The 17,127-nt window shown below is 67.5% G+C and carries 18 protein-coding genes; 13 read left to right on the top strand and 5 right to left on the bottom strand.

Annotation, left to right across the window (positions count from 1 at the left end; translation table 11 throughout):
• Window positions 1-105: 105 nt before the first annotated feature.
• The 4 genes from argB (at window position 106) to RH90_RS04550 (ending at window position 2,918) form a co-directional block, all read left to right on the top strand.
• The gene (argB, locus tag RH90_RS04565; protein ID WP_081476983.1) at window positions 106-1,008 is read left to right on the top strand and encodes an acetylglutamate kinase; all 903 of its coding nucleotides are present in this window, start codon (window positions 106-108) and stop codon (window positions 1,006-1,008) included.
• A gap of 100 nt (window positions 1,009-1,108) precedes the next feature.
• On the top strand, window positions 1,109-1,411 hold the full coding sequence (locus RH90_RS04560; RefSeq protein ID WP_010184167.1) for a YggT family protein: 303 nt from the start codon (window positions 1,109-1,111) through the stop codon (window positions 1,409-1,411).
• A gap of 17 nt (window positions 1,412-1,428) precedes the next feature.
• Window positions 1,429-2,301: a bifunctional methylenetetrahydrofolate dehydrogenase/methenyltetrahydrofolate cyclohydrolase FolD gene (gene folD / locus RH90_RS04555; protein ID WP_010184166.1), complete on the top strand. Its 873-nt coding sequence runs from the start codon at window positions 1,429-1,431 to the stop codon at window positions 2,299-2,301.
• Complete coding sequence (locus tag RH90_RS04550; protein WP_010184165.1) at window positions 2,298-2,918, top strand: MarC family protein; 621 nt, start codon at window positions 2,298-2,300, stop codon at window positions 2,916-2,918. The genes folD and RH90_RS04550 overlap by 4 nt, the downstream gene beginning before the upstream one ends.
• A gap of 123 nt (window positions 2,919-3,041) precedes the next feature.
• On the opposite strand, the gene RH90_RS04545 is transcribed toward RH90_RS04550, so the two are convergent.
• Complete coding sequence (locus RH90_RS04545; protein WP_010184164.1) at window positions 3,042-4,820, bottom strand: hypothetical protein; 1,779 nt, start codon at window positions 4,818-4,820, stop codon at window positions 3,042-3,044.
• 62 nt (window positions 4,821-4,882) lie between these two features.
• Between RH90_RS04545 and RH90_RS04540 the strand changes: the two genes are divergently transcribed.
• A complete protein-coding gene (locus RH90_RS04540; RefSeq protein ID WP_010184163.1) occupies window positions 4,883-5,311 on the top strand; it encodes a GtrA family protein in 429 nt (142 codons plus the stop codon).
• Window positions 5,312-5,327: 16 nt separating this feature from the next.
• Window positions 5,328-6,056: a class I SAM-dependent methyltransferase gene (locus RH90_RS04535; RefSeq protein WP_010184162.1), complete on the top strand. Its 729-nt coding sequence runs from the start codon at window positions 5,328-5,330 to the stop codon at window positions 6,054-6,056.
• Between the two features lie 7 nt (window positions 6,057-6,063).
• On the opposite strand, the gene RH90_RS04530 is transcribed toward RH90_RS04535, so the two are convergent.
• The 4 genes from RH90_RS04530 to RH90_RS04515 form a co-directional block, all read right to left on the bottom strand.
• Window positions 6,064-7,143 carry a glycosyltransferase family 2 protein gene (locus tag RH90_RS04530; RefSeq protein ID WP_010184161.1) on the bottom strand — a complete coding sequence of 360 codons (1,080 nt, stop codon included), beginning with the start codon at window positions 7,141-7,143 and terminating at the stop codon, window positions 6,064-6,066.
• Between the two features lie 67 nt (window positions 7,144-7,210).
• Window positions 7,211-9,022 carry a DUF885 domain-containing protein gene (locus tag RH90_RS04525; RefSeq protein WP_010184160.1) on the bottom strand — a complete coding sequence of 604 codons (1,812 nt, stop codon included), beginning with the start codon at window positions 9,020-9,022 and terminating at the stop codon, window positions 7,211-7,213.
• Between the two features lie 85 nt (window positions 9,023-9,107).
• Complete coding sequence (locus RH90_RS04520) at window positions 9,108-11,210, bottom strand: RelA/SpoT family protein (RefSeq protein ID WP_010184159.1); 2,103 nt, start codon at window positions 11,208-11,210, stop codon at window positions 9,108-9,110.
• A 114-nt stretch (window positions 11,211-11,324) separates the two neighbouring features.
• Entirely contained in the window at window positions 11,325-11,642 is a 318-nt protein-coding gene (locus tag RH90_RS04515; protein WP_010184158.1) for a CC_3452 family protein, read from the bottom strand.
• Window positions 11,643-11,761: 119 nt separating this feature from the next.
• Here RH90_RS04515 and RH90_RS04510 point away from each other — a divergent pair, with 119 nt between their 5' ends.
• The 7 genes from RH90_RS04510 (at window position 11,762) to RH90_RS04480 (ending at window position 17,116) form a co-directional block, all read left to right on the top strand.
• On the top strand, window positions 11,762-12,253 hold the full coding sequence (locus RH90_RS04510) for a winged helix-turn-helix transcriptional regulator (RefSeq protein ID WP_010184157.1): 492 nt from the start codon (window positions 11,762-11,764) through the stop codon (window positions 12,251-12,253).
• Window positions 12,254-12,328: 75 nt separating this feature from the next.
• Window positions 12,329-13,069, top strand: a complete 741-nt coding sequence (gene ccmC / locus RH90_RS04505) for a heme ABC transporter permease CcmC (RefSeq protein WP_010184156.1) — start codon at window positions 12,329-12,331, stop codon at window positions 13,067-13,069.
• 100 nt (window positions 13,070-13,169) lie between these two features.
• Window positions 13,170-13,604, top strand: coding sequence for a cytochrome c maturation protein CcmE (gene ccmE, locus RH90_RS04500; RefSeq protein ID WP_010184155.1), 435 nt, complete (start codon window positions 13,170-13,172; stop codon window positions 13,602-13,604).
• Window positions 13,601-15,559, top strand: coding sequence for a heme lyase CcmF/NrfE family subunit (locus RH90_RS04495; protein ID WP_010184154.1), 1,959 nt, complete (start codon window positions 13,601-13,603; stop codon window positions 15,557-15,559). Before ccmE ends, RH90_RS04495 begins: the two co-directional genes overlap by 4 nt.
• Complete coding sequence (locus RH90_RS04490; RefSeq protein WP_010184153.1) at window positions 15,556-16,083, top strand: redoxin family protein; 528 nt, start codon at window positions 15,556-15,558, stop codon at window positions 16,081-16,083. The genes RH90_RS04495 and RH90_RS04490 overlap by 4 nt, the downstream gene beginning before the upstream one ends.
• A complete protein-coding gene (locus RH90_RS04485) occupies window positions 16,080-16,490 on the top strand; it encodes a cytochrome c-type biogenesis protein (RefSeq protein WP_010184152.1) in 411 nt (136 codons plus the stop codon). The genes RH90_RS04490 and RH90_RS04485 overlap by 4 nt, the downstream gene beginning before the upstream one ends.
• Complete coding sequence (locus RH90_RS04480) at window positions 16,487-17,116, top strand: tetratricopeptide repeat protein (RefSeq protein ID WP_037493118.1); 630 nt, start codon at window positions 16,487-16,489, stop codon at window positions 17,114-17,116. The genes RH90_RS04485 and RH90_RS04480 overlap by 4 nt, the downstream gene beginning before the upstream one ends.
• The last annotated feature ends 11 nt before the right edge of the window (window positions 17,117-17,127 follow it).

Here is a 17,127-nt window from a genome sequence, read left to right as displayed (position 1 = left end):
GCCGTCACCCCAGCGAAAGCTGGGGTCTCGCTGAAGACGGGCCACGCTACGAAACCACGAGACCCCAGCTTTCGCTGGGGTGACGGATTGGCTATGGGCACCGCCATGACCGATCATTCCCCCGCCCCCGAACTGCTCGCCAAGGCCGAGACGCTGGTCGAGGCGCTGCCCTATATGCAGCGCTACGCCGGCAAGACCTTCGTCGTGAAATATGGCGGCCATGCGATGGGCGACCCCGAGCTTGCGCGCGATTTCGCCGAGGATGTCGTGCTGATGAAGGCGGTCGGGATCAATCCGGTCGTGGTGCACGGCGGCGGGCCGCAGATCGGCGCGATGCTCAAGCGCCTGGGGGTCGAATCGCGCTTTATCGACGGCTTGCGCGTCACCGATGCCGAAACCGCGCAGATCGCCGAAATGGTGCTGGCGGGATCGATCAACAAGGAGATCGTCGGCTGGATCGGCCAGGCGGGCGGCCGTGCGGTCGGGATTTCGGGGAAGGACGCCAATCTCGTCGTCGCCGAAAAGGTCGGCGGGCGGCGCGAGCCCGATCCCAATTCGGGGATCGAGCGGCACGTCGACCTGGGCTTTGTCGGCGATCCGGTCGCGGTCAACCCGTCGATCCTGATCAACCTCGCGCGTGACGGCTTCATCCCGGTGGTGGCGCCGGTCGGGCTTGGCGCGGACGGCGCGACGTACAACATCAATGCCGACACGATGGCAGGCGCGATCGCTGCCGCGCTCGGCGCCGAACGGCTGTTCATGCTGACCGACGTGGTCGGCGTGCTCGACAAGAGCGGCGAGCTGGTGACCGATCTCGACCCGGCAGCCGTCGCTGCCTTGCGTGCCGACGGCACGATCAGTGGCGGGATGATCCCCAAGCTCGAGACCTGCGTCCATGCGGTCGAGGGCGGGGTCGATGCCGCAGTCATCCTTGACGGGCGCGTGCCGCATGCGATGCTGCTCGAGATCTTCACCAAGCGCGGCGCCGGCACGCTGGTGCGCCGCTAGCCACATGGCACGCCCCTCCCCTTCAGGGGAGGGGCTTTAGAGGGTGTTCGCATCCGCGCCCGCGCGCTAGAACCGTAACGACCCTTTCCGGAGACCAGCGTTGATCACGATTATCCAGATCCTGCAGGTGTTGATCGACGCGGTGACGCTGATCGTCCTCATCCAGGTGATCCTGTCGCTGCTCGTATCGTTCAACGTCATCAACACCTACAATGACGTCGTCCGCCAGATCTATACCGGGCTCAACCGCGGGACCGAGCCGCTGTACCGTCCGTTCCGCCGCATCCTGCCCGATTTCGGGTCGATCGATCTCGCGCCGTTCGCGGTGCTGCTGACCCTCAGGATCCTCAGCATCATCCTCAACAACCTCGCCGCGCACATCCTGAGCGGGACCCCGCTCTGACGCGAAAGGCGCGAAGCATGACGGCCGCAATCATCGACGGAAAGGCGTTCGCCGCCGACCTGCGCGCGCGTGTCGCCGAGCGCGTGGCGGCATTTGCCCAACGGGCCGGGCGCGCGCCGGGGCTGGCGGTGGTGCTCGTTGGCGACGATCCCGCCTCGGCGGTCTATGTCCGCTCGAAGGGCAAGGCGACCGAGGCGGCCGGGATGATCGGCATCGAGCATCGCCTGCCCGCCGACGTGCCGCAGCAGGCGCTGCTCGATCTGGTCGATGCGCTCAATGCCGATCCGGCGATCGATGGGATCCTCGTCCAGTTGCCGCTGCCCGGCCATATCGACGAACAGGCGGTGACGACGCGGATCGACCCCGACAAGGATGTCGATGGTTTTCACCCGGTCAATGCCGGGCGTCTCGCGGTCGGGCTGCCGGGCTTCGTCCCGTGTACGCCGCTCGGCTGCCTGATGCTGCTCAAGGACCAGCTCGGCGACCTGTCGGGGCTCGACGCCGTGGTCATCGGCCGTTCGAACATCGTCGGCAAGCCGATGGCGCAATTGCTGATCGCCGAGAGCTGCACTGTCACCGTCGCGCATTCGCGCACGCGCGACCTGTCGAGCCTGGTCAAGCGCGCCGATATCGTCGTCGCGGCGGTCGGGCGGCCGCATATGGTCAAGAGCGACTGGCTCAAGCCCGGCGCGACGGTGATCGACGTCGGGATCAACCGCACGCCAGAGAGCCTGGTCGGTGACGTCGATTTTGCGGGCGCGCTGAGCATCGCGGGCGCGGTGACGCCGGTTCCCGGTGGGGTCGGCCCGATGACGATCGCGGTCTTGCTGCGCAATACGCTCATCTCCGCCGAACGGCGCGAAAACGTCGTCGGTGAGGGCACGCTTTGATCGAACTCTACATTTCGTCGCTGATCACCTTCTTCGTGGTGATCGATCCGCCGGGCTGCGCGCCGATCTATGCCGGGCTGTCGTCGGGCGCCTCGCCCGCCAACCGCCGCGCGATGGCGATCCGCGCGGTGCTCGTCGCCGCTGCGATCCTGTTCGCCTTCGCCGCGTTCGGCGAAGTGCTGCTCAAGGCGCTCGGCATCAGCCTCGATTCGTTCCGCATCGCGGGCGGGATCATGCTGTTCCTGATCGCGCTCGAGATGGTGTTCGAAAAGCGCACCGAACGCCGCGAGGACCGCGCCGCCAAGATCGCCGCTACGCACGAGGTCGAGGACGTCTCGATCTTCCCGATGGCGATGCCGATGATCGCCGGGCCGGGTTCGATCGCCTCGGTGATGCTGCTGATGAGCCGCAACCACGGGATCGAGCGGATCGCGGTCGTGCTCGCGGCGCTCGCCACGATCCTGCTGCTCTGCCTGCTCGCCTTGCTCGCCGCGGGGCCGATCATGCGCGTGCTCGGCGCGAAGATCGAGGCGGTGATTACGCGGCTGCTTGGGGTGCTGCTCGCGGCGCTGGCGGTGCAGTTCGTGATCGACGGGATCAAGGCGAGTTTGGGGTGACGAACCGAAAGCCCCTCCCCTTCGGGGGAGGGGTTGGGGGTGGGGCAGTGTCTCACCGAGATTTGTCCCAAGCGGTGACGTCCCCACCCCAACCCCTCCCCTGAAGGGGAGGGGCTTTAAGGGTCAGTCCTTGATCCGCCACAGCCGGAGCGGCGACTTGGCCGGCATCGGCAATTCCTCCAGCCAGTCGAACGTCTTGCGATGGGCGAGCTGGTCGTAGAACCCGCCCGGCGCGCGCACGCGGTAGATCGTCGATTCCGCCATGTTGGGGCAGACCAGCAGCAGCGTCGCGCCGTGCCGCTTGGCGATCGCGCGGAAATTGGCGGGGCTGCCGGAGAAAGCGTGCTGGACGTCGAGGATCGCATCGCCGTTGCGGTGATACGGCCCCGCCACCGCATCGTGATGCGTGATCGTGATGATCCGCGGCCCGAGATCGACGAAGCTGAACACCGTCTGCGCGGGATAGCGGTCGAGCGGGCGCAGCGCGGTCATCGTCGGGCATTGGCCGCTCGCGCGGTCGATGATCTGGACGCGCTTGCTCGGCCGGTCGATCGGCAGGAAGCGGATCGCGAGCCCCGCGAACAGCCCCGAGCCGATCAGCAGGATCGCCGCGACGGTGCCGAACACGCGCACCAGCGCCGAGCGGCTGCCACGCAATCGCGGGATCAGCAGCCAGGCGAGCGCGACGGCGCCCGGCACCGACAGCATCTGCGCAGCGGGCCCTGCGCGCGCCTGCCAAAGCAGCAGCAGCGCCGCGCCGGTGACGAACAGCAAGACCGTCGCCCATGCCGCGCCGAGCGCCGTCCCGCGCGCGCGCCATGCCGCGACCGCCGCGCCGATCACCCCGACGACCGGCATCACCGCGACCGGGAAGGCGACGCGGAAGGGATGCGTGTAGAGCGGCTTGGCCTCGCGGATCATGTTGAGCCAATTCTTCTGCAGCTCGGGCGAGGCCTGTTCTGGCCGGCCGAGGCATTGCGGGAAGACAAGCGCGAAGCCGATGACGATGATCGCCCCCGCCGCGACCGCGAGCCCGAGCCGCACCCAGCGGTTCGCCGGGTTCGCCCATGCAAGTGCGAACAACAGCGCGCCCGCCATCACCATGACGCTGAGCCAGACGGGTGTCAGCGCATCGCAGCGCAATACCGCATCGGCATAAGAGGCGAACAGCGCATAGCCGAGCCCGCTGCCGGCACCGAGGCACAGCGCGTAGATCGCCAGCCGCGGCGCCTCGCTGCGGTCCCAGATCCAGCGCAGCGTCAGGATCGAGCCGGCGAGCGCGGCATAGGGCAGCATCTCGAGCCCGATCGTCAGCGACACCGCGCTCGCCACCCCGACGATCGCGCCGCCGCGCGGGCCCCGCGGATCGGACAGTCCGGCGACCGCGAGGCTGAGCATCGCGAGTTGCCAGCCGTGATGGTCGATCCGCTCGGGCATATACATCAGCATCGTCGCCGAGCAGCAGAGCAGTAAGACGATCCCGAGCGGCCAGGCGTAGACGCTGACCAGCCGCCGCACCGTCACGCCGATCCCGAGGATCGCGATGCTCAAGGGGAGCAGCGGCGCGATGCCGCAGGCGAGCATCTCGGCTTCGCGCGGGCCAACGAACGGGCGCAGCAGCACGATCAGCCCGGCGATCGGCAGATCGACCAGCCGGCTCCAATGCATGTCGAAGCCGAGCGGCGGGTTGAGCCGATATTGCCGAAGGTCGTACCAGCCCTGCCCGCCGAGCCAGGCGCGGACCTGCATCAGCCGCATATTGTCGTCGGTGTCGCCGAGCTGGAGATAATGGATCCCGGTCCAGCGCTGCGCGACGTAATAGACGGCGATGCCGACCCAGGCGATCAGGCTGAGCCGGACCCAATCCCGATCGAGCGTCCGCGTCCCTGTGCCGTCAACCATGTAAAACGCTTTCCTCGAGTGCCTCCGCGCTCTACTGGCGCTATCGTAAAGGGCAAGCCAACGTGACAGCGATCCAGCGACAGATTGACAGCTTGCGGCACAATGCGCTGCTCGGGCAACTCGTCCGCTTCGGCCTGGTCGGCGGCTTCTCGACGCTGATCTATCTCGCGGTCTACACCCCGCTCACCGTCTTCGTGTTCGAACCCCGCCATGCGGTCTATGCCGTGCCGTTCGCCTTCCTCGTCGCGGTGACGATCGGCTTCTTTCTGCACCGGAGCTGGAGCTTCAAAGGGCATAGCACCGCGACGCCGGGCCGGCTGCAGCACGTCAAGTTCGTCGCGGTCCAGGCTTCGGGGATGGCGCTCAACGCGCTCGTCACCTGGTTCGGAACCGCGAAGCTCGGCTATGGGCCGCTGGTCCCGGTGATCCCGGCGGTCCTGCTCGCGACCGTCTTCACCTTCTTTCTCAATCGACGACTGGTGTTTGCCTGACAATGAGCAATTGCTGATGGACCGTATTGTCTACGACCGCATGGCGGCACACGATTCGACGCACTGGTGGTATCGCGCCCGACGCGACATCCTCGCCGACTATCTCGCGCGCGAGGGGCATTTGCCGGCGGATGCGCGGATCCTCGAGATCGGCTGCGGCACGGGGCACAATCTGCCGATGCTCGCGCAGTTCGGCCGGGTCGAGGCGATCGAGATCGATCCTGCCGCGCGTGCGATCGCGAGCGAGCGGCTCGGCGCCCCGGTCGGCGCGGCGCCGCTTCCCGAGCTGCCCGGGATCGAACGCGGCGCGTACGATCTGATCGCTGTGCTCGATGTCGTCGAGCATATCGCGGACGATGTTGCGGCATTGAGGGCGATGGGCGAATGCCTCAAGCCCGGCGGCAAGATCCTGATCGCGGTGCCCGCGCACCAATGGATGTGGAGCGCGCACGACGTCGTCAACCACCATCACCGGCGCTATTCGAAGGCGACGCTCGCCGCCGCGATCGGCAAGGCGGGGCTCGAGCATAACGGGTTGCGCTGGTTCAATTCCTTGCTCTTTCCGCTCGCCGCCGCGTCGCGGATCGCCGGGCGGCTGCGCGGCAAGGACGACAGCGACGATTCGCCGCCGCACCCTGCGCTCAACGCACTGTTCGAACGGATTTTTCGGATCGAGCGGCATCTCGTCGGGCGCATGCCGCTGTCGCCGGGGGTTTCGATTCTGACGTTGGCGTCGCCGAAGTAAGGCGATGCTATAGGTCGGTTCGTGCGGCGCTGCTCGAAGCGCTGCTCGCACCGTGAGCGCTGGCCTGTGCCGAAGCGTGCGCTTCGACAGGCTCGGGGCGAACGGGTTGCGGTTCGGCTTCCGCGCGATAGCCGAGCGTCGCGTGGCCCTGGATCGGCCCGACCACGTCGGCGACTAGATACAGCGGGCGCCGCTTCGATTCGACATAGAGCCGGCCGAGATATTCGCCGATCATGCCGAGCACGAACATCTGGAATGCGCCAAGCAATACGACAACCAGCATCGTCGAGGTCCAGCCGGCGACCGCGCTGCCGCTGAAGAAGCCGATCGCGATATAGAGGAACAGCAGGAGCGACGCGGCGGTCAGCGCGAGCCCCAGATGGCTCGCGAAGCGCAACGGCGCGGTCGAGAAGCCGGTGACGGCGTCGAGCGCGAGCCGGACCATCTTGCCGAGCGGGTAATGCGTCTCGCCGGCATGGCGCTCGGCGCGATCGTAGGGAAAGGGCACCTGACGGAAGCCGACCCAGGCGACCATCCCGCGGATGAAGCGCGCCTGCTCGGGCATCGCCAGGAAGGCGTCGAGCGCGCGGCGGCTCATCAGCCGGAAGTCGCCGGTGTCGAGCGGGATCGCAGTGTCGGTGACGCGGTCGAGCAGGCGATAGAAGATCGCCGCGGTGAGCTTCTTGAACGCGGTCTCGCCCTCGCGCGTGCGGCGCACGGCATAGACGACGTCGGCCTGTTGCGCCGCCATCGCCGCGCGCATGTCGACGAGCAATTCGGGCGGATCCTGCAGATCGGCGTCGATGATCAGGATCTGCGTGCCCGAGCACAGGTCGAGCCCGGCGGTCAGCGCCAGTTGATGCCCGTGGTTGCGCGACAGGTTGATCACCACCAGCCGCGGGTCGGCGGCGGCGAGGCGTTGCATCACCGGCCAACTCTCGTCGCGCGACCCGTCGTTGATCAGCACGATCTCGTAATCCGCGCCGACCGCCGCCTGCGCCGCGGCCGAGACGCGCGCGTGGAGCAATTCGAGGCACGCCGCTTCGTTATAGCAGGGGATGACGATGGAGAGCGCGGGGCGGTTCATGCGCCGGGTTTAGCGCCGCTTTGCCCGTACGTCATCGCCTATCCGCACCACGCGCCCCGCGCCGGTGTCACACCTGCGCCCGCGCGCGCTCCTCGGCGAGACGTTCGAGAATGACGAGCGGCACCGCGCCGTTGCGCAGGATCTCGTGGAACTGCCGCACGTCGAACTTGGCGCCGAGGATCGTCCTGGCCTTGGCGCGGGCGCGCAGCCAGCTGACATGGCCGATCTTGTAGCTGCACGCCTGTCCCGGCATGGTGCAGTAGCGGTTGATCTCGCTCGTCGCGCGCGGCGGCGGGAAGCCGGTGATCTCGACCATATAGGCGATCGCCTTTTCGCGGCTCCAGCGCTTGGCGTGCATGCCCGTATCGACGACGAGCCGGCATGCGCGGAACAGCAGCGACTGGTAATAGCCGATCCGGCCGAGCGGATCCTGGTCGTACACGCCGCTCTCGTCGGCCAACTGCTCGGCGTAGAGCGCCCAGCCCTCGGTATAGGCGTTGAAGAAGCTGGTCTTGCGGATCAGCGGCCCCGCGGCGCCCTGCGCGATGCTGATCTGGAGATGATGGCCGGGGACGCCTTCGTGGTGCGTCAGCGTCGGCAGGCCGTATTTGGGCCAGTCGGTGATGTGCTTGAGATTGATCCAGTAGATCGCCGGCCGCGAGCCATCGAGCGCGGCGCGGTAGTAATAGCCGTTCGACGCACCGTCCTGGATCTCGACGGGGACGCTGCGGATTTCGAGCGGGGCGTCGGGCGGGTTGATGAACAGCGTTGGCAGGCGCGCCTGCATCGTCCGCACCTGGCCGTTGAGGCTGGCGAGCAAGGCGGCGCGGCCGTCGGGCGTATCGGGGTAGAGCTGCGCCGGGGTCTTGTTGAGCGTGTCGAGCCGCGCGCTGACGCTGCCGCTGGTCAGGCCTTGCGCCTTGAGCAGCGAATCGAGCGTGGCCGAAATCTCGGCGACCTGGTCGAGCCCCATCTGATGGACTTGATCGGGCGTGAAGTCGGTCGTCGTCGCGCTCGCCAGCGCGGCGGCGTAGAGCGCGTCGCCATTGGGGACCGACCACAGGCCGACATCGCTCCGCGCGGTGCTGCGCAGCCGCGTGACGAGCGCGATCTGCCGGTCAAGGGCTGGATAGACTGCATCGGCAACGAGTTTCGTCGCGCGCGCGGCGTAATCGCCGGGCAGCTTGGCGGCCGTCGTGCGGCGCGTGAGCGAGGTGACGAGCCCGCTCTCGGCCGCGGCGGGTTTGCGCAGTGCCGCCATCTGGCCGAGCGCGAGATCGAGCGCGAAGGCGGGGGCGAGCAGGCCGCGCCTGGCGGCGTCTTCCTGCACCGCATTCTCGGCATCGAGCACGCGTGCGAAATCGGCGAGGCGGTCGAGATAGGCCTCGGCATCGGCGGCAGTCGCGACGACATGGCGCGAGTTGAGGAAATCGGGGACGCCGAAATAGGCGCCCTGCTGTTGCGTGATCGGATAGGGGCGCTGCGGCGAGCCGACGCCGAACCGTGCGGGGCCGACCTCGCGCTGATGCAGCGAATAGAGCACGACTTCGCGATCAAGCTTGCTTGCGGGAGAAAGTGTTGCGGGATCGATCGCGTCGAGCGCGGTGATCGCGCGCCGCGTCTGCGCCAGTCCGCGGGCACGATTGGCGAGCGACGGGTCGTCGAGCCGGTGCTTCAGCGCGGCGTTGGCGCCCTTGTCGAGCCCGAGCTGCGTCGCGCTTTCGGGGCTTTCCTGCAGGCCTTCGGCGAAAATCCGGTCGAACAGCGCCGCGAGCGCCGCGTCGCCCGCCCCCGCCGCCGCTGCGCGCGCCGCCGCCGCGGGAAGGAGGGTGAGCACGCCAAGCGCGCCGCTCGAACACAGAAAATCCCGCCGGTCCATAAGTGCCCCTTTGCTTGCCCGGGGCGCAGCCTAACGGCTCGCCCTCGGTGCGCAAGGGGAACGATCCGCCGGCCTCGTAGACGGCCTAAACGCGCTCGACCGCGTTGACCGCGTCGGCGGCGCGCAGCGCGGCGATGACGTGCATCAGATGCTGGACGTCGTGGACCTCGACGTCGATCGTGTTGGTGTGGAAACCGGTATCGCGATTGTCGAGCCGCAAATTGACGATGTTCGCCTTCTGCGCGCCGATGATCGTCGCGATCGTGCCGAGCGCGCCGGGCTCGTTCTTGACCTCGACCGAGATCCGCCCGGTCGCGCCTTCGGTCTTGTCGCCCCAGGAAAGATCGACCCAGTCGGTGTCATCGGCGGCAGCGAGCACCGGGCAATCGATCGTGTGCACTTCGATGCCGGCGTCGGGGCGGCGCAGCCCGACGATGCGGTCGCCCGGCACGGGATGGCAGCATTCGGCGAGATCGAAGGCTACGCCCGCGGTCAGTCCGCGAATCGAGATCGCGCTCGATTGCGGCGGCAGGTCGCGCATCGCGTCGGCGCCGGCCGAGCCTGGCATCAGCGCCTCCATCACCGCGGCATCGGGAATCCGCCGCCGTGCGATCGCCTCGAGCAGTGCGGCTTCGTCGGACACCTTGAGGCGCTGCATCGCGATCGCCAGCGCGTTGCCGGCGAGCGGGGCGGGGAGACGCGAGACGAGCTCGTCATACATTTTCCGCCCGAGCGCCTGCGTCTCGATCCGCTCTTTCTGCCGCAGATGTCGCCGGATCGCGGCGCGCGCCTTGCCGGTGATCGCGAAGTTGAGCCAGCCGGGCTGTGGTTCCTGCGCCTTGGAACGAAGGATCTGCACCTGATCGCCATTCTCGATCACGGTGCGCAAGGGAACCACGCGGCCGTTGATTTTGGCGCCGACCGCCTGATCGCCGAGATCGGTATGCACGGCATAGGCGAAATCGATCGGCGAGGCGCCCTTGGGCAACTGATGCAGCTCGCCCTTGGGGGTGAAGGCGAAGATGCGATCCTGGTACATCGCCATCTTGGTGTGCTCGAGCAGCTCTTCGGGGCTCTCGGCATTGTCGAGGATCTCGACCAGATCGCGGATCCAGCTGACCTGCGTGTCGGGACGCACCCGTCCATTCAGGGGGTCCTGCTTGTATGCCCAGTGCGCGGCGAGGCCGAGTTCGGCCTCCTCGTGCATGTCGCGCGTGCGGATCTGGATCTCGACGCGGGTATTGTCGGCGTGGATCACCGTCGTGTGGAGCGAGCGATAGCCGTTGCGCTTGGGGGTCGAGATATAGTCCTTGAAGCGCCCCGGCACCATCGGCCAGCGGCGGTGGATCACCCCAAGCGCTGTGTAGCACGCCTCCTCGTCGGGCACGATCACGCGGAAGGCCATGATGTCGCTGAGCTGCTCGAAGCTGATGTGCCGCTCGGCCATCTTCTTCCAGATCGAATAGGGGTGCTTCTCGCGCCCCGACACGTCGCCTTCGATTCCCTGGCGGCTGAGCAGCAGCTTCAATCCCGAGCCGATCTTGGCGATGCGGTCGCCGCCGCCTTCCTTGAGCTGCGCAAGCCGCTTGGTGATCGACTCGAACGCCTCGGGCTCGAGCTGCGCGAAGGCGAGCGTCTGCATCTCCTTCATGAACTCGTACATGCCGATCCGCTCGGCGAGCGGGGCGTAGATGTCCATCGTCTCGCGCGCGATGCGTTTGCGCTTGTCGGGATTCTTGATGAAATGCAGCGTGCGCATGTTGTGCAGCCGGTCGGCGAGCTTGACCAGCAGCACGCGGATGTCGTCGGACATGGCGAGCAGGAACTTGCGCAAATTCTCCGCGGCGCGCTCGTTCTCGGTCTGCGCCTCGATCTTGGACAGCTTGGTCACGCCGTCGACCAGCCGCGCGACGCTCGCGCCGAACAGGCGGGTGATCTCCTCGGGAGTCGCGACGGTGTCCTCGATCGTGTCGTGGAGGATCGCGGTCGCAATCGTCTCGTCGTCGAGATGGAGATCGGTCAGGATGCCCGCGACTTCGATCGGATGGCTGAAATAGGGGTCGCCGTTCGCGCGCTTCTGGCTGCCGTGCGCCTGCATCGAGAAGACATAGGCGCGGTTGAGCAATGCCTCGTTGGCCGAAGGATCGTACTCTAGGACACGATCGACGAGTTCATATTGACGCAACATCTCCCGCCAAGATGGCGTTACGAAGTGTTGCTTTGCAACATGTTTGCGCGAATCGCAGAAAAAAGCCCCTCTTGCCCGAGGGCGAAAGGGGCTCGTAGCGACCTTGGACGACGCTTATTTGGCGCGGGCGTTGCATTTGGCAAGTGCGTCGGCGTCGAGCGGCTGGCCCGCGATCGCGAAGGCCGACAGCTTGCCGGCGCGCTGCGCGATCATCTCGCACACGATGCCCTCGCGCTCCGGCGCCTTGTTGGCGGTGAAGGCGGTGTCGTTCCACTTCCACACGGTGCCGTTGGTGATCAGCATCGTCTTGGCGGGGGCGGCGACCGGGGTGGCGGCGTAATAGGGCGTGGCGTCGGCAGCGTGCGCGACGCTCGGCACGAAGGGCAGGGTCACCAAGAACGCGGCGACGGCAAGCGGTAGCGAACGGACCATGGGGAGGCTCCTTGCATCTTAAGTTGCGATTCGCTACTTAAATGCTGCGGATGCGAGTTGCAAGTCAAAACGTAGTTTTGCTTCCCCCTTCTTCTATAAATGCGTTAGGGTTGCCGATCATGGATGCGAAGTTGCGTGAACCCTTGCGGGATTTGGTCAAATGCAGCCTCCCCGCGGCGCTCGAGGCGATGGGCGAACGCTGGAGCTTCATGATCCTGCGCGCCGCCTTCAACGGGCTGCACCATTTCGAGGAATTCCAGTCCGAGCTCGGCATCGCGCGCAACATCCTCGCCAACCGGTTGGGGCGGCTGGTCGAGCATGGCATTCTGACGCGCACCGCGGTCGCCGCCGATCGTCGGAAAATCCAGTATGAGCTGACCGAGAAGGGCGCCGCGCTGCTGCCGACGATGCTCGCGCTCAGGCAATGGGGCGAGCGTTGGGAAACGGGTTTCCCGGCGAGCCCGGTGCTGGTCGACAAGCGCGACATGCGCCCGATCGCGCCGGTCGACGTGCGCGCGTGGGACGGCCGCGTGCTGACCAAGCACGAATTGCTCTGGGCACTCCCCGAGGATGTCGATTATGGTGCGCCGGGGGTACGCGCAGCGAAGTGAAATACGCGCGCGACGATGAGGGGGGGGCCGGCTTGACTGTAGATTCTTCCACGTTTGTTGCGTAGCTTGCCCCGCGTGCCGAGCCTCCACACCCTCGCCAATCCGGCCCGTTTCCTCAAGCTTGCGCGTCCGCTCACGCCGGTATTGTTCTGGGTCGGCGTCGCGCTGATCGCGATCGGCGTCTGGGGTGGCCTGACGCGGACCCCGCCCGACTATCTGCAGGGCGAGACCGTCCGGATCCTTTATATCCATGTGCCGACCGCCTGGCTCGGGATGGGCGGGTGGAGCGGGATCGCGATCTCGTCGCTGGTGTTCCTTGTCTGGCGGCATCCGCTGGCGATGATCGCCGCGCGCGCGATCGCGCTGCCGGGGGCGGTGTTCGCCGGGCTGTGCCTCGCGACGGGGTCGATCTGGGGGCGGCCGACCTGGGGGACGTGGTGGCAGTGGGACGGACGGCTGACCTCGATGCTGCTGCTGTTCTTCGTCTATCTCGGCTTCATGGCGCTGGTCCGCGCCGATGACGATCGTGGCGGCGACGGGCGGATCCCCGCGCTGTACGGGATTGCCGGATCAGTGTTGCTGCCGATCATCCGTTATTCGGTGGTGTGGTGGAACACGCTTCACCAGGGGCAGAGCATCGGCCTGACCAAATCCACGATCGACTCGTCGATCCTGTGGCCGCTGTGGTTCACGCTGAGCGGCTTCACCTTCTTCTTCGCGGGTATCGTGCTGATGCGGATGCGTACGATCCTCGCGCGCACCAAGGCCGAGGCGCGGATGCGGCGGATGGCCACTGTCGTCGAGGTAACCGCGTGAACCCCTGGCCCTTCGTCACCGCCGCCTATGCGCTGACGGGAATCGTTTCCGTCGGGCTCGCCGCGTGGAGCTTCCTGGCGATGCGCGACAGCGAGAAGACATGAAGGCCAAGCATCAACGCCTGACGCTCGTCCTGCTCGCGATCGGTGCGGTCGGGGGCGCGAGCCTGCTCGCTCTGTCGGCGCTGAAGGATCAGGCGTCATTCTTCTACGCGCCGGGCGACGTAAAGAAGGACGGGCTCCCGCTCGGGCGCGCGGTGCGGCTCGGCGGGATGGTCGCGGATCATTCGATCACGCGGCTCGCCGACGGCGTGTCGATGCGCTTCGTCGTGACCGATGGCGTGGCCACGGTGCCGGTCGCCTTCAAGGGCATCGCGCCCGACCTGTTCCGCGAGAAATCGGGCGTCGTCGCCGAAGGATCGTTCAATTCCGACGGCAGCTTCACCGCGACCAATCTGCTCGCCAAGCACGACGAGAAATACATGCCCCCCGAAATCGCCGGCAAGATGCACGAGACGAAGACGTTGCAGCAATGATCGCCGAGGCCGGTCTCGCCGCCTTGTGGTTCGCCGCTGCGCTCGCGCTGTTGCAGCTCGTGCTCGCGGGGCTTGGCGTCTGGCGCTCTTCCGTGACCCGCGCGGGCGAGGGGACGACGCTCACCGCCGAGATCATCGCCGCGGTCCGCCCGGTCGCGGTGGTGCAGGGCGTGCTCGCTTTGCTCGCGATGCTGCTGCTCATCAGCGTGTTCATGCGCAGCGACATGTCGGTGCTGCTCGTCGCCGAGAACAGCCATTCCGACAAGCCGATGCTCTACAAGATCGCTGGCGCGTGGGGGAATCACGAAGGCTCGATGCTGCTGTGGGTGACGATCCTCGGCGTCGCCGGGGCCGCGGTCGCGATCCTCGAGCGCAGCCTCGCAAAGCCCACGCTGATCGCGACGCTCGGCGCGCAGGCGGCGATCGCGCTCGGCTTCTATGCCTTCCTGCTGTTTTCCTCGAACCCGTTCGCGCGGCTCGATCCGGCGCCCGCCGATGGCAACGGGCTCAACCCGCTGCTGCAGGACCCCGGCTTGGCGTTCCATCCGCCGACGCTCTATATCGGCTATGTCGGCATTTCGATCGCCTTCTCCTTCGCGGTCGGTGCGATGATCACGCGCGATGTCGGCCCGGCGTTCGCACGCGCGATGCGGCCGTGGGTGCTCGGCGCGTGGATCTTTCTCACGCTCGGTATCACGGCGGGGTCGTATTGGGCGTATTACGAGCTCGGCTGGGGCGGGTGGTGGTTCTGGGATCCGGTCGAGAATGCGTCGCTGATGCCATGGCTCGCCGCGACCGCGCTGCTCCATTCGGTCAGCGTGCTCGCGACGCGTGACGGCCTGCGGGCTTGGACGCTGATGCTCGCGGTCGTGGCGTTCTCGATGTCGATGATCGGCACCTTTCTGGTCCGCTCGGGGATTCTCACCAGCGTCCATGCCTTTGCGGTCGATCCGACGCGCGGGTCGTTCATCCTCGCGCTGCTCGCGATCTATATCGGCGGCGCCTTGCTGTTGTTCGCCTTGCGCGTCGGCACGGTGAAGCAGGGCAACACCTTCGACGCGGTCAGCCGCGAAGGCGCGCTGATCGTCAACAATTTGCTGCTCTCGGTGATTCTCGCTTTGGTGTTGCTGTTCACGCTCTATCCGATCGTCGCGGCGGGCTTCGGGACGCAATTGTCGATCGGCAAGCCGTTCTTCGACAAGTTCATCGGCCCGATCGCGCTCGCGCTCGGCGTGGTGATGGCGGTCGGGCCGATGGTGCGCTGGCGGCGCGACGATCCCGGCGTCGTGCTCGGGCGGATGACGGCGCCCGTTGCGGTGACCGGCTTCGCGCTTGTCGCGCTGGTAGCACTCGGCGGGGACATCGCATGGCTGCCGCTGTTCGGGCTGGCGCTCGCGCTCGGCCTGGGCGTGGCGAGCGTGCTGCCGCTATGGCGGCGCAATCTGCGCCGCACCCCGCTCTTCACCTATGGCATGGTCGTCGCGCATCTCGGCATCGCGGTGAGTCTCGCGGGCATGGCGTGCGACGCCGCCTTCACCCAGGAAACGCTCGTCGCGGCGCGCGTCGGTGAACCGCAGCGGGTCGGGCCGTTCGCGGTCACGCTCGACGGGATCAAGCCCGTGATCGGCCCGAACTGGTCGGCGCTCGAGGCACGCCTCAGCGCGCGGCGCGGGGGTGACGGCGCGGTCTTCTACCTCCGCCCGCAATCGCGCTACTTCGCCAATCCGGTGACGACGACCAGCGAATCGGCGATCGCGACGCGCTGGGACGGGCAGCTCTATACCGTACTCGGCGAGCCCGACGGCACCGGGCGCTATCAGCTGCGGCTGTGGTGGAAGCCGTTCGTGACGCTGATCTGGTTCGGCGGCGCGCTGGTCGCGATCGGCGGGGCGCTGTCGCTGCTCGGCCGCTTGCGCCGCGAACGCCGGGTCCGACTGCGCGAGGCGTACGCATGACGCGCTGGGTGATCTGGGTGCCGTTCGTCGCGGCGGTCGGCCTACTCGCTTTGGTCGGCTGGGGGCTCTACAAGCCCGCCGACCGGACGGTGCATTCGGCGCTGGTCGGGCAGCCGCTGCCGAAATTCGCGCTGCCGCCGATCGTGTCGGGCAAGCCTGGGCTTTCGACCGCTGCCTTCGCGCGCGGCAAGCCGCGGCTGCTCAACGTCTTCGCGAGCTGGTGCATCCCGTGCATCGCCGAGGCACCGCAACTGCTCGCGCTGAAGCAGGCGGGGGTCGAGATCGACGCGGTCGCGATCCGCGACACGCCCGCCGCGATCGCCGATTTCCTCGCGCGCAATGGCGATCCCTATGCCTCGATCGGCGACGACAAGACGAGTTCGGTCCAGCTCGCGCTCGGATCGTCGGGAGTGCCCGAAACCTTCGTGATCGGCGGCGACGGGCGGATCATGCTCCAGCATGTCGGCGACATCCGGGCGGACGAAGTTCCTGGCTTGATCCAGACGGTGCGGAACGCGCGGTGAGGCTGCTGCTGCTCCTCTTGCTGGTGCTGGCGAGTACACCGGCGCTTGCCGACAGCAACTTGCCGCCGGCGCCGCTCGCCAACGTCCAGCTCAAGGACCCGGCGCAGGAGCGGCAGGCGCAGGCGCTGATGCTGACGCTGCGCTGCGTCGTCTGCCAGGGCCAGTCGATCGCCGACAGCAATGCCGAGATGGCGGGGGATATGCGCGCTTTGGTGCGCACGCGGATCGCCGCGGGGCAGAGTCCCGAGACGATCCGCGCGTGGCTGATCGCGCGCTATGGCGATTATGTCAGCTACGATCCGCCGCTGAGCGCGGTCACCGCGCCGCTGTGGATCGCGCCGCTGCTGTTGCTCGCGCTTGGCGTGTGGCTCGCGCGGGCGAGCTTCCGGCGGAGGCGGCGCGCGTGAACCTGCTGATCCTCGCCTTGGTCGGGGTGGCGGCGGCGGGACTGCTGGGGAGCATGGGCATCGGGCGAAGGCTGCGGAGCTTCGCCGGGGCGGCGTTGATGCTCGGCGCGATCGGGTTTGCGGTGCAGGCGGCGCGGCATCTCCCGGGCAAGCCCGTCACCGCCGGCGTCACGCCGGTCCTGGTCGATCCCGGGATGGTCGCGTTTCGCGAGGCTGTGTTCGCTCCCGACCGCGCCGACAGTCTTGCGCTGGCCAGCGCCGACGCGCGGCTGCAGGCGGGCGATGCGCATGCCGCCGCCGATGGGCTGCGTCGCGAGATCGCGCTTAGGCCCAACGACGCGGTATTGTGGAGCGGGTTCGGCGCGATGCTCGCGCAGCATGACGGGGCGGTTTCGCCCGCCGCCAAATTTGCCTTCCGGCGCGCGCTGGCGTTGGCGCCGCGCGCGCCTGGGCCGGCCTTCTTCCTCGGAATGGCGTATGCCGATGCGGGCGATTTCGGCGCGGCGCGGCTGGCCTGGCGCCATGCGCTGGCGATGACGCCTGCCGATGCGGCCTATCGACCCGATATCGTCGAGCGCCTTGCCGCGATCGACCAGTTCGAGGCGATGCAGGCGCGGCGCGGATGACCGCGCCGCGC

The organism is Sphingomonas sp. PAMC 26605 (assembly GCF_000241485.1).
GTDB lineage: Bacteria > Pseudomonadota > Alphaproteobacteria > Sphingomonadales > Sphingomonadaceae > Sphingomonas.
Note: the sequence above shows the minus strand (reverse complement) of the source record. Positions and strands in the feature narration are given on the sequence as shown.